Origin of the sequence: Pseudomonas spartinae (assembly GCF_965197125.1) — a bacterium.
GTDB lineage: Bacteria > Pseudomonadota > Gammaproteobacteria > Pseudomonadales > Pseudomonadaceae > Aquipseudomonas > Aquipseudomonas composti_A.
On sequence record NZ_CBDAMB010000004.1, the window covers coordinates 85,673 to 101,281 of the forward strand.

At 65.3% G+C, this 15,609-nt stretch carries 12 protein-coding genes; 3 read left to right on the top strand and 9 right to left on the bottom strand.

What is annotated here, in order from left to right; all coding sequences use genetic code 11:
- Positions 1 to 146: 146 nt before the first annotated feature.
- Positions 147 to 1,559, top strand: coding sequence for a cytochrome c oxidase accessory protein CcoG (gene ccoG, locus ACN8M7_RS11115; RefSeq protein WP_490260796.1), 1,413 nt, complete (start codon positions 147 to 149; stop codon positions 1,557 to 1,559).
- A 324-nt stretch (positions 1,560 to 1,883) separates the two neighbouring features.
- Positions 1,884 to 3,296, top strand: a complete 1,413-nt coding sequence (mapR, locus tag ACN8M7_RS11120; protein WP_061237537.1) for a GntR family transcriptional regulator MpaR — start codon at positions 1,884 to 1,886, stop codon at positions 3,294 to 3,296.
- Positions 3,297 to 3,489: 193 nt separating this feature from the next.
- Here mapR and ACN8M7_RS11125 read toward each other — a convergent pair whose 3' ends face one another.
- The 9 genes from ACN8M7_RS11125 to ACN8M7_RS11165 all read right to left on the bottom strand — a co-directional run bounded on the left by ACN8M7_RS11125 (position 3,490) and on the right by ACN8M7_RS11165 (position 14,070).
- Positions 3,490 to 4,728, bottom strand: coding sequence for a maltoporin (locus ACN8M7_RS11125; protein ID WP_490260797.1), 1,239 nt, complete (start codon positions 4,726 to 4,728; stop codon positions 3,490 to 3,492).
- 172 nt (positions 4,729 to 4,900) lie between these two features.
- Positions 4,901 to 6,067 carry an ABC transporter ATP-binding protein gene (locus tag ACN8M7_RS11130; protein WP_490260798.1) on the bottom strand — a complete coding sequence of 389 codons (1,167 nt, stop codon included), beginning with the start codon at positions 6,065 to 6,067 and terminating at the stop codon, positions 4,901 to 4,903.
- Positions 6,068 to 6,099: 32 nt separating this feature from the next.
- Entirely contained in the window at positions 6,100 to 6,930 is an 831-nt protein-coding gene (locus tag ACN8M7_RS11135) for a carbohydrate ABC transporter permease (RefSeq protein ID WP_061237534.1), read from the bottom strand.
- Positions 6,923 to 7,831 carry a carbohydrate ABC transporter permease gene (locus ACN8M7_RS11140; RefSeq protein ID WP_061237533.1) on the bottom strand — a complete coding sequence of 303 codons (909 nt, stop codon included), beginning with the start codon at positions 7,829 to 7,831 and terminating at the stop codon, positions 6,923 to 6,925. Before ACN8M7_RS11140 ends, ACN8M7_RS11135 begins: the two co-directional genes overlap by 8 nt.
- A 115-nt stretch (positions 7,832 to 7,946) precedes the next feature.
- On the bottom strand, positions 7,947 to 9,215 hold the full coding sequence (locus tag ACN8M7_RS11145; RefSeq protein WP_490260799.1) for an ABC transporter substrate-binding protein: 1,269 nt from the start codon (positions 9,213 to 9,215) through the stop codon (positions 7,947 to 7,949).
- Positions 9,216 to 9,319: 104 nt separating this feature from the next.
- A complete protein-coding gene (locus ACN8M7_RS11150; protein WP_490260800.1) occupies positions 9,320 to 10,564 on the bottom strand; it encodes a D-mannose isomerase in 1,245 nt (414 codons plus the stop codon).
- A gap of 288 nt (positions 10,565 to 10,852) precedes the next feature.
- Positions 10,853 to 12,304 (bottom strand): ATP-binding protein, encoded by a 1,452-nt coding sequence (locus tag ACN8M7_RS11155; RefSeq protein ID WP_490260801.1) that lies wholly within the window; start codon positions 12,302 to 12,304, stop codon positions 10,853 to 10,855.
- Positions 12,294 to 13,028, bottom strand: a complete 735-nt coding sequence (locus tag ACN8M7_RS11160) for a response regulator (protein WP_490260802.1) — start codon at positions 13,026 to 13,028, stop codon at positions 12,294 to 12,296. Before ACN8M7_RS11160 ends, ACN8M7_RS11155 begins: the two co-directional genes overlap by 11 nt.
- A 55-nt stretch (positions 13,029 to 13,083) precedes the next feature.
- Positions 13,084 to 14,070 carry a glucokinase gene (locus tag ACN8M7_RS11165; protein ID WP_490260803.1) on the bottom strand — a complete coding sequence of 329 codons (987 nt, stop codon included), beginning with the start codon at positions 14,068 to 14,070 and terminating at the stop codon, positions 13,084 to 13,086.
- A gap of 324 nt (positions 14,071 to 14,394) precedes the next feature.
- Here ACN8M7_RS11165 and ubiM point away from each other — a divergent pair, with 324 nt between their 5' ends.
- Positions 14,395 to 15,567, top strand: a complete 1,173-nt coding sequence (gene ubiM / locus ACN8M7_RS11170; protein ID WP_490260804.1) for a 5-demethoxyubiquinol-8 5-hydroxylase UbiM — start codon at positions 14,395 to 14,397, stop codon at positions 15,565 to 15,567.
- Positions 15,568 to 15,609: the final 42 nt, after the last annotated feature.

The following is a 15,609-nucleotide window of genomic DNA, read 5'->3' on the forward strand; positions in this document are numbered from 1 at the left end:
AGACCTGCAGCGCTGCCCGCAGCTTTTCCTGACGCCCTTCCGGCTAATCTGATCCGCTTTTTTATCGAAAACCTGAGTCTGTTTTGCGATCAGTTGCCCTCGGATCATGGCGCCAGCCTGAATAAACGCCTGATGAGGGCAACGCCATGACTGATCTGATCCCCGTGCGCAGCGTCGAGACCATCGACCCCGCCAAACCCATTCGCCTGACACCGGCCCAGGCCGGCGGCCCGATTCACACGCGCAGTTTCACCGGACGTTTTCGCAACCTGCGTCTGCTCGGTGCCGGCCTGCTGTTCCTGCTGTTCTTCGGCACCGCCTGGATCGACTGGAATGGTCGCCAGGCCGTGCTCTGGGACCTGGACAACCGCCAGTTCCACATCTTTGGCGCGACCTTCTGGCCGCAGGATTTCATCCTGCTCTCGGCGATTCTGATCATCGCCGCCTTCGGCCTGTTCTTCATCACCGTGCTGGCTGGCCGCGTCTGGTGCGGCTACGCCTGCCCACAGAGCGTGTGGACCTGGGTGTTCATGCGCGTGGAGCAGATCACCGAAGGTGACCGTGGCCAGCGCATCAAGCTCGACGCCGCGCCCTGGTCGCTGAACAAGCTGCTGCGGCGCAGCGCCAAGCACGGCCTGTGGCTGGCGGTGAGTCTGATCACGGCGATGGCCTTCATCGGCTACTTCACCCCGGTGCGCCAGCTGGCCAGCGACCTGCTGACCCTGGAGATGGGCGCGACCACCGCGTTCTGGGTGCTGTCGTTCACCGCCGCCACCTACATCAACGCCGGCTGGCTGCGCGAGAAAGTGTGCCGCGACATGTGCCCCTACTCGCGCTTCCAGAGCGTGATGTTCGACAGCGATACGCTGGTCATCTCCTACGACGCCGCACGTGGCGAGACCCGTGGCCCGCGGCGCAAGGATGCCGACTACAAGGCTGAGGGACTGGGCGACTGCATCGACTGCACGGTCTGCGTGCAGGTCTGCCCCACCGGCATCGACATCCGCGACGGCCTGCAACTGGAATGCATCGGCTGCGGCGCCTGCGTCGATGCCTGTGACAGCATCATGGACAAGCTCGGCTATGACCGTGGCCTGGTGCGCTACAGCTCCGAACACGAGCTGGCTGGCGGCAAGACCCACTGGCTGCGCCCGCGCCTGATCGGCTATGCGGCGATGCTGGCGGTGATGATCGGCGCCTTCGTCTGGGCCCTGGCCGAGCGCCCGCTGATTTCCCTGGACGTGACCCGTGACCGTGGCCTGTTCCGCGAGAACGCCGTGGGCCAGATCGAGAACATCTACAGCCTGAAGATCATCAACAAGACCCAGCAGCCGCGCAGCTACGCCATCGCGCTGGTCGAGCCCGGAGACTTCGAACTGCACGGCCCGCGCACGCTGAACCTGGCTCCGGGGGAAATTCGCGACCTGCCGGTAAGCGTCGCCCTGACCGCCTCGCATAACGCCGCCGGCCCGCAGACCCTGCGTTTCGAGGTGCGTGACCAGGCCGATGCGGACAGCCGCGTCAGCACCAGGAGCACTTTCCTGGCGCCGCTGCGCTAGCGCTTCGCCCCGAGGCGGGGCTCCTACAGATATCCGTGTAGGAGCCCCACCCCACGGCGAATGGGCATCTGCGTCGTAGCCCGGATGCAATCCGGGGCGGCTCGAGATACGTCCCCGGATTGCATCCGGGCTACGGTTGCCAACACCCAAGGAGCGGCTGGGCGTCATTCCGCTTCAGCCGCGAAACCGCTGCGCCGCATTCATCGCGGATGAATCCGCTCCTACATCCGATGTCTGCCCTTCCACTCATGAGGCACTGCCATGTCTGCCGCTCACCCCGTAAAGTGTTCGCCCGTACCCTTTGCCTCGGTGAACCAGGACAGGATGAAACGCTACGAGAAATTTGCCGACGAGATCGCCGAGCTGATTCGCACCGGCGTGCTCGGCCCCGGTGAGAAGGTGCCGTCGGTGCGTCATGCCAGTCGCACCTACGGGGTCAGCCCGTCCACGGTGTTCCAGGCCTACTACCTGCTGGAAGATCGCGGCCTGATCCAGGCACGCGCACGTTCCGGCTACTTCGTTCGCGAGCATGCCAAACGTCCGCTGCACGAACCGGAGCTGACCGCCCACGCCGCGCAGACCACCGATGTCGGTGTCAGCGAGCTGGTGTTCTCGGTACTCGCCTCGCTGAAGGATCCGCACACCGTCGCCTTCGGCTCGGCCTTCCCCAGCCCCGACCTGTTCCCTCTGCCGCGCCTGGCCAAGAGCATGGCGCACGCCCTGCGCATGCTCTCGCCGCACGAGATCATCGCCGACATGACCGCCGGCAACGCCGACCTGCGTCGGCAGATCGCCCTGCGCTACATGGTCAGCGGCGTGATGCTGCCGATGGAAGAGCTGGTGATCAGCAACGGCGCCATGGAGGCGCTCAACCTCTGCCTGCAGTGTGTGACCCAGCCGGGCGACCTGGTGGCCATCGAGTCACCGACCTTCTACGCCTGCCTGCAGGTACTGGAACGGCTGCAGCTCAAGGCGGTGGAAATCCCCGTGCACCCGCGCGAAGGCATCGACCTGAACGCCCTGTCACAGAGCCTCGAGCAACTGCCGATCAAGGCCTGCTGGTTTATGAGCAGCCTGCAGAACCCGCTGGGCGCGAGCATGAGCGAAGCCAAGAAGCAGGCGCTGTACGAACTACTGGTGGAGCATCAGGTGCCGCTGATCGAGGACGACGTGTACGCCGAGCTGTACTTCGGCAGCCACCCGCCCAAGCCGGTGAAAAGCTTCGACCGCGAAGGGCTGGTGATGCATTGCAGCTCCTTCTCCAAGAGCCTGGCACCGGGTTATCGCATCGGCTGGGTGGCCGGCGGGCGTTATGCCGAGCAGATCGCCCGGCTCAAGCTGATGACCACCATCTCGCCCTCGGTGCCAGCCCAGGCGGCGCTGGCCGACTACCTGCAGCACGGCGGCTACGACCGCCACCTGCGCAAGCTGCGCCACGCCCTGGAAATGCAGCAGAGCGCCATGCTCGCCTCGGCAGCCCGGCACTTTCCCGCCAGCACGCGGGTCACGCGGCCAGCGGGCGGCTACTTCCTCTGGTTCGAATTCCCCGAGCGCCTGGACTCACTACAACTGCTGCGCCTAGCACTGGCCCAGGGCATCAGCCTGGCGCCAGGGCCGATCTTCTCCGCCAGCCAGGGCTTTCGTCACTGCGCGCGGCTGAACTACGGCTACCCCTGGAGCCCGCGCAGCGAACAGGCCATGGAAGTGCTCGGACGTCTGGTGGCTGGGCTGCTCTGACGCCTGGTGCGACGGTGCACCCTACAGGCTGTTGTAGCCCGGATGAAATCCGGGGCCGCTGCATGAATCCCCGGATTGCATCCGGGCTACGGTCCTGGTGCGCACCGCGCACCCTACGGATGACCTGCGCCACCTAACGTAGGGTGCGCCGTGCGCACCGACTGATTTGTAGCGGGCACAGTCTACGAGCGCCCTACTTCCACCAGTACTCCACCTGCACGCCGAAGTTGGAGCCGTTGCGTGCGCTACCGAAGGCGCCGTTCTCGGACAATGCCGAGCCGTCGGCCAACAGGTTGGCGGCCCGCTGCGCCGCCTTGTTCCAGCTGGCGTAGGTGTAGTACAGGCGGATTTCCGGGCGTTCCCAGAAGCCTGGGCCAGCGGGCGACCAGGTCGGTGCAATGGTGAACTTGGTCAGCTTGCGCGTACCACCGGGCGCTTCGACCTGATCGCGGCCAAGCTCACCGACCAGCTTGAACTGCTCGGTGAAGGCATAGCTGGTGCGGCCACCGACGGACAGCCAGTTCTGATCCGCACCATCGGGGCGCTTGTCCTTCTGGTAGACCAGCTGCACCTGGCCACCGAGACGCGGGGTCATCTGGAAGTCGAAGAACTCTACAAGGCGCCAGCTGCTGTTGCTGCTGTCGAGGGTCGGGTCGCCGGTATAACCCAACGCGGTACCGGGGCCGCGGCCGTATTGCAGGGCGACGGTATTGACCCCGCCGAGGAAGTCCTGCTGCTTGTGCTGCGCGGTCACCGCCCAGCCACTGTGGCTGTCAGTGCTGTCTGGCTTGTCGATATAGCTGACGCCGACTTCCAGCTCGCCACCGGGATTGACCTGGAAGCCGCCGACGTTGAAATCGTGGCGGTTGATATAGGGTTCCTGGTCGTAGTTGTCCTTGCGCGAGAACACGTAGCTGTACTTGAGGTCGCCGATCTTCATCTCGTCGATGCCAAAACCGGTGGCGCTCTGGTTCCAGTAATAGAAGTCGGAGATGTGGATGTCGTTACGCTTGTAGAAGCGCCGACCGGCCCACAGCGATCCGCCATTGAGGGCGGGCATGTTGCTCCACTCCGCGTACATCTGGTTCATCCGCGCGAAGCCGTAGTCGCCGGTGAACTTGGGCGTGTGGCCGTACTGGTTGTATAGCTGCGCCATGCCCTCGACGCTGACCACCGAGCCGTCGTCCAGACGCAACAGATCCTGGCGCAGGTCCAGCTCGATGTACTGCTCGCACTCGTTACCCAGGCGATACTTCGATTGCGCCCCCGGCAACTGGAAGCATTGCTGGGTGCCGCCGGTGTCCGCACCACCAATGCCGCTGCGCACATAACCGCTGAACTCGACGGCCTGCACCTGCGGCGTGGCCAAGGCCAGCGCCAGCAAGCAGGGGACGCCGAGCGAACAGGTGAGGGTTTGCTGTGTGGTCTTCATCGTTGCTCCTGATTGTTGTTATTGAGCGATGCTGCGGATCACCGCCGCAGCGACGGTTTTTCGTGTCCTTGGTGCACACGGCGCACCCTAGGTGACTGGGTGCTCCGCGTAGCCCGGATGCAATCTGGGGAGGTTGGTTGGGCAGTTCCCCGATTGCACCTGGGCTACGCGGCTAACCGAGCTTGAACTGGGCCACCTTGCTGTCAGTGGCCGGGCGCTTTTTTGCCAGCAGGCGCTCGCCGCTCTGGGCATCGAACAGCAGCGCACGGCTCGGTTCGAAGCGCAGTGCCAGGCTGGCGCCGACCTGCGGCACCAGGTCCGGCGCCAGGCGGCAGCAGACCTTGGTCTGGTTGAGATTGACGAACACCAGGGTGTCCGGCCCGGTGGGCTCGGTGACCTCCACTTCGGCGCAGATGCTCGGCACCTCGGCAGCGTCGTCGGCAGCCAGCTGGATCTGTTCGGGACGAATGCCGAGGATCACCTCGCGGTTCTCCATGCCCGCCTCCAGCTCGCCCAGCGGCAGTTCGCAGCGCGCCGTGCCGGCGACGCCAAGCGAGGAGTTGAGCGCGGCCCAGCACTGGCCGTCGCGACGTTGCAGGCGCACGGGGATGAAGTTCATCGGTGGCGAACCGATGAAACTGGCCACGAACAGGTTGGCCGGGTCGTTGTAGATCTGCTGCGGCGTGCCGAACTGCTGAATGATGCCGTCCTTCATCACCGCCACCTTGTCGCCCAGGGTCATGGCTTCGATCTGGTCGTGGGTGACGTACACCGTGGTGGTCTTCAGGCGCTGGTGCATCAGCTTGATTTCGGTGCGCATCTCCACGCGCAGCTTGGCGTCGAGGTTCGACAGCGGCTCGTCGAACAGGTAGATCTTCGGCCGCCGTGCCAGCGCCCGGCCCATGGCCACGCGTTGCTGCTGGCCGCCGGACAACTGGCCGGGTTTGCGCTGCAGCAGGTGCTCGATCTGCAGCAACTTGGCCACCCGCGCCACTTCCTCATCGATGGCAGCCGGGGCCATCTTGCGCATCTTCAGGCCGAAGGCGATGTTGTCGCGCACATTCATGGTCGGGTACAGCGCGTAGGACTGGAACACCATGGCGATGTCGCGATCCTTCGGGCTCATGCCGCTGATGTCGGCGCCATCCACCAGGATCGCGCCACCGCTGATGTTCTCCAGCCCGGCGATGCAGTTCATCAGGGTGGATTTGCCGCAGCCGGACGGGCCGACCAGGATCAGGAACTCGCCGGAATCGATCGACAGCTCGATGTTCTTCAGCGTGTCCGCCAGGCCGCTGCCATAGGACTTGTTGACGTTGCGCAGTTCGAGCGTTGCCATTTCATTTCTCCACGATGCAAGCGCAGTAGCGTTCAGCCTTTCACCGCGCCGGCCGTGAGGCCACGCAGGAAGTACTTTCCAGCCACGATGTAGACCAGCAGGGTCGGTAGCCCGGCGATCATCGCGGCGGCCATGTCGACGTTGTATTCCTTGGCGCCGGTGCTGGTGTTGACCAGGTTGTTCAGAGCCACGGTAATCGGCTGTGCGTCGCCACTGGCGAACACCACGCCGAAGAGGAAGTCGTTCCAGATCTGGGTGAACTGCCAGATCAGGCAGACCATGATGATCGGCACCGACATGGGCAGCAGAATGCGCCCGAAGATGGTGAAGAAGCCGGCGCCATCGAGCCGCGCCGCACGCACCAGGGCGTCGGGCACGGTGACGTAGTAGTTGCGAAAGAACAGCGTGGTGAAGGCGATGCCATAGACCACATGGACCAGCACCAGGCCGGCGGTGGTGTTGGCCAGGCCCAGCTTGCCGAGGGTGAACGATGCCGGCAGCAGCACGGTCTGGAACGGCAGGAAGCAGCCGAACAACAACAGGCCAAAGAACAGCTGCGAACCACGGAAGCGCCACATCGACAGCACATAGCCGTTCAGCGCGCCGATCGCGGTCGAGATCAGCACGCCGGGAACGGCGATCTTCACCGAGTTCCAGAAATAGCCGTCGACCACGCTCCAGGCCTTGACCCAACCCACCAGGGTGAAGGTGTCGGGCCAGGACAACAGGTTGCCGGTGCGGATGTCATCGGGCGTCTTGACGCTGGTCAGCAGCATCACCACCAGCGGCACCAGGTACAGCGCGGCGGCGAACAGCAAGGTGGCGTGGATGGCCAGGCGGCTCGGACTGAACGCTCTAGTCATGACGTTTGCCTCGCAGTTCCGAATAGAGGTAAGGCACCAGCAGGGTGAGGATCGCGGCCAGCATCAGCATCGCGCTGGCCGAACCGACACCCATCTGGCCGCGGCTGAAGGTGAAGGAGTACATGAACATCGCCGGCAGGTCGGAGGCGTAGCCGGGGCCACCGGCGGTCATCGCCGCCACCAGGTCGAAGCTCTTGATGGCGATATGCGCGAGGATCATCACCGCGCTGAAGAACACCGGGCGCAGGCTCGGCAGGACGATGCGCAGGTAGATGGTCGGCAGCCCTGCCCCATCCACCTGGGCAGCGCGGATGATCGACTGGTCGACGCTGCGCAGGCCGGCCAAAAACAGCGCCATGACGAAGCCCGAGGCCTGCCACACCGCTGCGATCACCAGGCAGTAGATGACCCGGTCCTGGTCCACCAGCCAGTCGAGACGAAAGCCTTCCCAGCCCCAGTCGCGCAGCATCTTGTCCAGGCCCAGGCCGGGATTGAGCAGCCACTTCCAGGCGGTGCCGGTGACGATCATCGACAGCGCCATGGGGTACAGGTAGATGGTGCGGATGAAACCCTCGCGGCGGATGCGCTGGTCCAGCAGCACGGCGAGGAACACGCCGATCAGCAGGCTGATGCCGATGAACAGGCCACCGAACACCAGCAGGTTCTGGCTCGCCACCCACCAACGGTCGTTGTCCATCAGGCGCATGTACTGCTGCAGGCCGACCCACTTGTAGCTGGGCATGAAGCTGGAGTTGCTGAACGACAGCACCAGCGTCCAGAGGATGTAGCCGTAGAAACCGACCAGCACCACCAACATGCTCGGCGCCAGCACCAACTTGGGCAGCCAGCGTTGCAGCACGTCGAGGGGTGAGGTCTTGGTCATTACCGTGGTGACACTCATCGGGCATTACCAGTTGGCGAAGGGAAATCCGGGCCGAGCGCCGCCCTGACGGGGCCAGAGCCCTGTCGTGCGAGGCGGTGCGTGGGAATGGGGCCGGCAGCGCCGGCCCGTGGCGCTACTGGGCGGCTTTGATCGCCGCGTAGATCTGCGCGCCGGCCTTGCTCGGGTCGGCGTTCTTCTCGCTCATGAAGTTGGTCACCACATCGAAGATGGCGCCCTGCACGGCGAGGTTGGTGGCCATGCTATGGGCCATGCTCGGTTCCAGCTTGCCGTTCTTGTCGGCCTCCTGGAAATCCTTCATCGAGGCCTGGGCGCAGCTGTCGAACTGGCTCATATCCAGGTCGGCGCGCACCGGGATAGAGCCCTTGTTCTGGTTGAACACGTACTGGAACTCGGGCTCCAGGGCGATCCGCGCCAGGGCGTGCTGGGCGGCGATGTCGCCTGGGTCCTTGAGTTTGAACATGGCCATCGAGTCGATGTTGTAGGTGTAGCTGCCGGCGGTACCCGGCATCGGCACGCACTGGTAGTCCTTGCCCGCGACCTTGCCGGCGGCCGTCCATTCGCTCTTGGCCCAGTCGCCCATGATCTGCATGCCGGCCTTGCCGTCGATGACCTGCGCGGTGGCCAGGTTCCAGTCACGTCCGGCGCGGTTGTCGTCCATGTAGGTGGAGAGCTTCTTCAGCGCCGTGAACACTTCAGTCATCTGCGGGCTGGTCAGGGTCGCCTCGTCGTTCTCGACGAACGCCTTGTGGAAGCCATCGGCGCCCATGATGCTCAGCACCAGGCCTTCGAACACGGTGCTGTCCTGCCAGGGCTGGCCGCCGTGGGCCAGGGCGATGAAGCCGGCGGCCTTGAGCTTGTCACCGGCTGCGTAGAGTTCGTCGAGGGTGGTCGGCGCCTTGTCGATGCCGGCCTTGGCGAACACCTGCGGGTTGATCCACAGCCAGTTGACCCGGTGGATGTTCACCGGCACGGCGACGTAGTGCCCGTCGTACTGCATGGTCTTGGCAACGGTTTTCGACAGCAGGCCATCCCAGTCGTTGGCCTGGGCCACCTCGTCCAATGGCGCGAGCAAATCCAGTGCGCCCCACTCCTGCAGATCGGGGCCCTTGATCTGCGCCGCACCTGGCGGGTTGCCGGATACCACACGGGTCTTCAGTACGGTCATGGCGGCAGAACCGGCGCCACCGGCCACCGCGCCATCCTTCCAGGTGAAACCATCCTTCTCGACCAGGTCACGCAGGACCTTCACCGCGGCGGCCTCACCGCCTGACGTCCACCAGTGCACCACTTCCACCGTACCTTTGGAGTCGGCGGCCAGCGCGGTGAAGGGGAACAGCGAGGCGAGGGAAACGGCGGTGGCGAGGCGAGTAATAGCGTTCATCGGAGTACCTTTCTTGTTGTTATCAGGCAAGTCGTGGCGCTTGCGTTGACAAGGAGTGTAATCAGGGTCGTTGCCGGCTCGGGTAACGAAAGGATGCATGAATGTCACCGCCTCGTTACATCCGCGGCGAGCGCCGTGGCCAGGCTCGGCGCCAGCGCCAGAGGCGGCAGCAGCAGTGCCTGATAGGCGTGATAGAGGTCGGGTTTGCCGGCCCAGATCCGGGCGGCCGGCCGGTTGTTTTCATCGAGTTCGTGGTGCCAGCTGCCGCCATTCAGGTCGATGAAATGCGTGGCGGTGAAGTCCCAGAACTGCCGATACCACTGCTCGTAGATCGCCTCGCCGCTTCGTTGCAGCAGCGCCGCAGCGGCGGCGACGGCCTCGGCATGCACCCAGTGCAGGCGGGCGCGCACCACCGGTTGCTGGTTCCAGTCGAGGCTGTAGACCAGCCCCGGCGCGCAATCGGCCTGCCAGGCATGCCGGCAGGCGCTGGCGAACAGGCCCTTGGCATCGACCAGCAGCCAGTCGGGCGCGGCGAGCCCGGCCTGGGTCAGCGCCGCTTCCAGATGCAGCAGCAGGCGCGCCCATTCGAAGGCGTGGCCGGGCGTACTGCCATAGGGGCGGAAGGGATCGGCGCGGCGGTCGGCGTTGTACTCAGGCTGTGCCTGCCAGTGCGCATCGAAGTGCTCGATCACGACGTGGCCGCACGCGGCGGCGTGCCGATGGATCAGGCGTTCGGCGATACGCAGCGCGCGCTGCAGCCAGAGCACATTGCCAGTGACATCGGCCAGGGCGAGAAAGGCTTCCACGCCATGCATGTTGCTGTTGGCGCCACGATAGGCCTCCTCGTCACGCCAGTCGCGATTGAAGCTCTCGCGCAGGGCGCCCTCCTCCTCGCTCCAGAAGTGCCTCTCGATGACCCCGATAGCATCGTCGAGCAGCGCTTGCGCATCGGGCCGACCGGCGACCCGGGCGGAGCTGGCCGCCAGGGCGACGAAGGCATGCAGGTAAGCGGACTTGCCGCCACTGCGCGTCGCATCGGCGAACCAACCGCCGTGCTCTTCGTCCCACAATGCCCCGCGCAGTGCGGCCAGGCCATGGTCGACCAGCCCGCCATGGCCGGCAATACCCTGGATATGCGCCAGGGCGAAACAGTGGGTCATGCGCGTGGTGTGGATCAGCTCGGCAATCGCGCCGTCGGGCAAGCGCCCCTGTGCATCGAGCGCGGCGAAACCCTGCGCGACCTTGGCGCCGCGTGCAAAGGGCAACAGGCGCAGGCCTTCGTCAGCCAGCCAGGAAAGGTGGGCGGGCCGGCGCAGCCAGCTGTCTGGATTCAATGCGGGTCTACTCATTGTTCTTGTTCCCTGTAGACGGGTGGGCCGGCTTCGAACAGCGGCACGCAGGTAGCGCTGAGAGGGGGGGACGACGCTGACATTCATTCCTTGCGCGAATACCCCGTGGTGGATGAAAAGAGCGCCATCCACCCTGCATCCGCGCCCGATAACGCCGGGGGTATGTCGCTTCAGCCATCCTGCAGAAAAGCGCGCTTCGAGACAGTCGGGATGCCACCCGGATTCTAACGAGCGCCTCATTACCGCCAGGTAACGAACGAGTTTGCCTTTGTCACCGCTCGGTGACATTCAGTCCGGCGTGCGCGGCAGGCGCAGGGTGACGCGCAAACCGCCCTCGCGCAGGTTGCGCAGGCTAACTTCGCCACCATGGCTGTGAGCGATGTTGCGCGCGATACCCAGGCCCAGGCCGTAGCCCTGCTGCTGACCGGCCAGGCGAAAATGCGGCTCGAACACCTGCTCCAGACGCTGCTCCGGTACGCCGGGGCCTTCGTCGTCGACATGCAGGACGAAAGCCGCGCCATCGTCCTCGATGTGCAAGTGGGCATTGCAGCCGTACTTCAGGGCGTTGTCGATCAGGTTGCCGATGCAGCGCCGCAGCGCCAGCGGCTTGCCCGGATACGGCGCGCAGGCCTGCCCATCGAGGGTCACGCTGCCGTTGCCCGACGGCGCTAGGTAGGGCTCGACCAGGCAATGCAGCAGGTGATTGAGATCCACCGGTTCGATGTTCTCGTGGATGTCGGTGTCCTTCACGCATTGCAGCGCGCCTTTGACCAGCAGCTCAAGGTCGTCCAGGTCGCGGCCGAACTTGGTCTGCAGGCTCTCGTCGTCGAGCAGTTCGACGCGCAGGCGCAGGCGCGTGATGGGCGTGCGCAGGTCATGGGAAATGGCGCTGAACAGCTGGCTGCGTTCGGTCAGGTAGCGGCTGATGCGCTCACGCATGGCATTGAAGGCGCGAGCCACCTCGACCACCTCGCGGCCACCGGCTTCGGCCACCGGCTCCACCTCGGCGCCCAGCGACATATGCCGCGCGGTGCGCGCCAGACGCTTGAGCGGGCGGCTCTGCAGGTGCACCAGCAAACCGATGAACAGCAGCAGGAAGGCCGTGGTCAGGAGGATGAACCACAGCTGCTGGGTCGGCAGGACGGGCTCTTCCAGACTGGTATAGGGCTCGGGCAGCAACGAGGCGATGTACAGCCACTCCCCCGGCGCCAGCTGGATCTGCGTCACCAGCACCGGTGGATTGACCGGCTCCAGGGTCAGTGCGTAATGCGCCCAGGAGCGCGGCAGCTCGTCGAGCTTCAGGCCGCCATTGAAGATGCGCAGATCACTCGGGCTGACGAAGGTCACCGAGATGTCGGCGGCATTGCCCAGCGACTGATGCAGCACTTCGGCCACCGCCTCGGTCACCGCCTGTTTGCGCGGCGTGTCCGGCAACACCTTCATCTGCAACGGGCGATCATTGAGGCTGACCACGAAACGCGTGCCGCCCATGCTGCGCAGTTGGTCGAGCACCAGCGGCCGATACGCCACCGGCAGCGAACGGAAGTAACGCACGCTGGCCGACATCGAATGCGCCAGGCTGCGCGCAGTGGTGACCAACCCTTCGAGCTGGGTGGCGCGCAACTGCGACAGCCAGATCACGCTGGACAGGGTCTGCGCAGCGAGGATCGCCAGCAGGGTCAGCAGCAGCATGCGCCCGAGCAGCGAGCGCGGCAGCCAGCGCCGCAGCTCAGCGCCCATCGCTTGCCTGCAAACTGACCGTGGCCGCCAGCTGATAGCCGCTGCCACGTACGGTACGAATCAGGCGCGGCGGTTTGTCGGTATCGCGCAGGCGCTGACGCAAGCGGCTGACGGCCATGTCGACGATGCGCTCCAGCGGCATGACCTCGCGGCCACGGGTAGCGTTGCCGATGGTGTCGCGGTCGAGAATCTGCTGCGGGTGATCGAGAAACAGCTTGAGCAGAGCGAAGTCGGCGCCGGACAGAATCACCTCCTCGCCGTCGCGGTGGAACAGGCGGTGGCTGACCATGTCCAGGCGCCAGTCCTCGAAGGCCAGCACCTCTCCACCTCGTTCCTGGGTGAACTGCGCCCGGCGCAGCAAGGCCTTGATCCGCGCCAGCAGCTCGCGCGGGCTGAACGGCTTGCCGAGGTAATCGTCCGCGCCCAGCTCCAGGCCAATCACGCGGTCGGCCTCGTCGGAACTGGCGGTAAGCATGATGATCGGCACCTGGGCGAAACGCTGGTGTTCGCGCACCCAGCGGCACAGGCTGAAGCCATCCTCGTCGGGCAGCATCACATCGAGAATCACCAGGTCGGCCGAGGCCGCACACAGGCTCTGGCGAAACGCGGCGCCGTCGGCCACGGCACGCACCTGAAAGCCGACGCGGCTCAGGTAGGTATCGAGCAGTTCGCGAATTTCCTGGTCGTCATCGACCAGCAGAATCGATTTGCCGGGCTGGCTCATGGTCCGCCACCTTTCTTGTTATGGCTCTACAGTCCGGGTGCCATCCGGGGTTCTATCAACAGCTTTGCCGGATTGCATCCTGGCTGCGCTCCGACGCCTGTTGCAAGGCCACACCGGCACCGGTCAGGCCGGGGTACTCGGCGGTCACCAGCCACACCGGGATGCCGTGAAGGTAATCGCTCATGCAACCCTTGTCGCTGAAACTCTTGGCAAAACCGCTGGCGAGAAAGCGCTCGGCAAAACGCGGTACCACGCCGCCAACGATATACACGCCACCGCGCGCGCCCAGGGTCAGCACGTTGTTGCCGGCCACACGGCCGAGCCAGCGACTGAACTGCTCCAGCACTTCGCCGGCGACAGGCTCGCCCGCCAGGCCGGCGGCGCTGATGGCCGCTGGCGTCGTATGCTGCGGCGGCTGACCGTCCAGTTCGCAGATGGCCCGATAGAGCACCAGCAAACCATTGCCGCTGAGTACGTCCTCGGCGCGCACGTGGCCCAGCTGTCGGTACAGCACCTGCCAGAGTTCGGCCTCGCGTGGGCTGCCGATGGGCAGGTCGACGTGGCCACCCTCGCCCGGCAGCACCAGCCAGCTGCCATCTGCTTGCGCCAGCAGCGTACCGACACCGAGACCGGTGCCAGCGCCGATCACCAGAGCCGGACGCTCGGCCTGCGGCTCGCCGGGGCACACCTGCAGGCGCTCATGCTCGGCGACACGGGTCATGCCCAGGGCCATGGCGGAGAAGTCGTTGATCATCAGCAAGCGGTCGATCTGCAACGCTTGGCAGAACGCCGCACGATCGATACGCCAGTGGTTGTTGGTGAAGCGAAACAGATTGCCGCTGACCGGTCCGGCGCAGGCCAGGCACACCGAACCAATGGCATCCGCAGACAGGCCCTGGGCACGCAGATAGGCGGCGATGGCCTGCTCGGGCCCAGGAAAATCAGCGGTCGCCATAACCTGCACCGCCTCCAGCTGCTCGTCACGCCACAGGGCGAAGCGTGCATTGGTACCACCGATATCGCCGACCAGTGCCAGTTTCACGCGAGAGCCTCCACACGCGGGGCGCTTCGCGCGATGGCGGCCGCAGAAGAATGAGGGTGCATGGCTATCGACTCCAAACCCGAATTATTTTTGTAGTTCAGACAACGCGCACCACAGTAAACCCGAAAAATCCCGCTATCAACCCGCTCAAAGTAGTAATAACAACAATATCCGGCGAGTCATCGTGGCCACTGCCACAGCCGCGACATGGCGGACACAGGATCGCCCGCAGACCGCATCTGCACCTGAGCATGACCCCGGACAATATCCGTGACCATGCTGCCGCCTAGACTTGGGCCTTTCCGAGTTCGCAAGGAGAGCAGCATGTCACCCGATGTCGTCATCGTCGGCGCCGGCCCCGCGGGCCTGTGCCTGGCGCGCGCCCTGTCCGGGCACGACCTGTCCATCCTCGTGTTGGAACGCCAGGCCGAACAGGCGTTGGCCGAACCGGCCTTCGACGGCCGCGAAATCGCCCTCACTCACGGCTCGCAGGCGCTGCTCGAACGCCTGGGACTCTGGGCACGCCTGCCTGCCGAGGACATCGCCGTACTGCGCGATGCTCAGGTATTCAACGGCCCGTCGCTGTTCGCCCTGAAGATCCGCGCCGAGCAGGCCGGCGCCGAACGCCTCGGCCACCTGGTGGCCAACCAGACCATTCGCCGCGCCGCCTACCAGGCCGTCAGCGACTGCGCCGACGTGCAACTGCTGTGCGCAACCAGCGTGAGCGCCATCCAGAGCAGTGACAACGAGGTGAAGCTGCTGCTCAAGGACGGCCAGGTGCTGCAACCGCGCCTCTTGGTCGCCGCCGACAGCCGCTTCTCGGAAACCCGTCGCCAGCTCGGCATCGGCGCGCAGCTCAAGGACTTCGGCAAGAGCATGCTGGTGTGCCGCATGCAGCATGAACTGGAGCACCAGCAGGTGGCCTGGGAGTGGTTCGGCTACGGTCAGACCCTCGCCCTGCTGCCGCTCAATGGGCGCCAGTCGTCCACCGTGCTGACCCTGCCACCGCGCGAGATCGAGCGTTTGCAGAACCTCGACGAAGCCAGCTTCGCCCGCGAAATGGAGCAACGTTTCGACCGCCGTCTGGGCGCCATGCAGCTGGTCAGCAGCCGCCACGCCTACCCGCTGGTGGGCGCCTATGCGCGGCGCATGGTCGGCAGCCGCTGCGCCCTGCTCGGCGACGCCGCCGTGGGCATGCATCCGGTCACGGCGCACGGTTTCAACTTCGGTCTGATCGGCGTACAGCTATTGAGCGACGCCCTGCTCGCGGCCCATGGCAAACACCAGGACATCGGTGCGCCGGCAGTGCTGGCCCGCTACGAACGCCAGCTACGTGTGGCCACCTGGCCGCTGTACCAGGCCACCAACCTGCTGGTGGAGCTGTACACCAACGACCAGCTACCCGCGCGCCTGCTACGCGGCGCCGGCCTGCGCGTAGCGCAGGGCCTGCTGCCACTGAAAAAGGGTATCGCCCGCCACCTGACCGCCCAGGCCTGAGCCCTGAACGCGCGCGCCGGACCTGGCGCGCGCACCGACCCG